The sequence below is a fragment of the Leisingera sp. ANG-M7 genome, from assembly GCF_000813965.1.
Lineage (GTDB): Bacteria > Pseudomonadota > Alphaproteobacteria > Rhodobacterales > Rhodobacteraceae > Leisingera.
The window spans coordinates 3,930-4,976 of the sequence record NZ_JWLI01000022.1 but is presented as its reverse complement, the minus strand read 5'-3'; the positions used below and the strand labels follow the sequence as shown (position 1 = coordinate 4,976).

Below are 1,047 nucleotides of genomic sequence, written 5' to 3'. Positions count from 1 at the left end.
AACGTCAAGCGTCGGGGCCGCGTCGTCCTCATAGCGGAACATGATCTCGCGCAACTCGAAGCGGCCCTCGATCTTCTGGCGGCGCAGGTAGGTGCGCTCTTTCTCTTTTTCCTGCGGCGCCTGAGCGATGGCGTCCAGCCCTTCCAGCGCCGCCTTGACGTTGCTCCAGCGCGCCAGGGTGGCGGCAAACTGCGTCAGCGGCGCCAGCGTCCGGCTGGTCAGGATGCCGGTGGCGATGATGGTGCCGACGGTGAACTCGCCCGCAAACACCAGCAGCGTGCCCAGCACCACCGCGGTGATATAGGTGGCCTGCTGCACTCCTTGCGACCAGTAGGTGAGGGCGCTGGACAGTTTGCGCTGCTCGGTCGCGGAATGCGACGACAGCGTGTTCAGCTCATCCCACAGCCGCAGCACCCGCTCTTCGCCGCGCTGGGTCTTCACGGTGTCGAGTTCTGTGACTACTTCATGCAGCAGCCGTCCGGCCTTGGCATTCGCACCCTGGGTCTGGCGAGTATAGGCGATCATCTTCTTCTGCATGAAATAGGCAGGCAGCAGCATCAGGGTGCCGCCGGCAATGATCACCCAGACCACCGGCCCGGCAATCGAGGCCACCAGCAGCAGGAACACCGCGATGAAGGGGATGTCCGCCAGCGTTGAAATGGTGGAAGAGGTGAAGAATTCCCGCACCGAGCCGAAATCGCGCATCGCGGCAAATAGGCCGGAGGGCGGCAGCGGCTTCTTGTCTGAGCGCATCCCGATCAGGCGGCGCATCAGGTTGTGCTGCACCGACAGTTCGATCTGGCGGCCGGCCGCATCGGTCAGCCGGGCGCGGGCCAGCTTCAGCATCGCCTCCAGCGCAATCGCGAGGAAAGCGCCAACGGCAAGCACCCACAATGTGGCGTGCGATTGGTGTGGCACGACCCGGTCGTAAACCTGGAGGGAAAACAGCGCGACGGAGACCGCCAGTATGTTCGCCACCAATGAGCCCAGCATGATCTCGCCCACTTGGCGGCGGTACTTGGGGAACTCGCTCCAGAACCAATGGCC

Annotated in this window: 1 protein-coding gene; it reads right to left on the bottom strand. The window is 64.0% G+C overall.

The window, feature by feature from the left end:
* Nucleotides 1-1,047: ABC transporter transmembrane domain-containing protein (locus tag RA26_RS19990; protein ID WP_039186873.1), on the bottom strand; the 1,047-nt coding region annotated here is incomplete at both ends.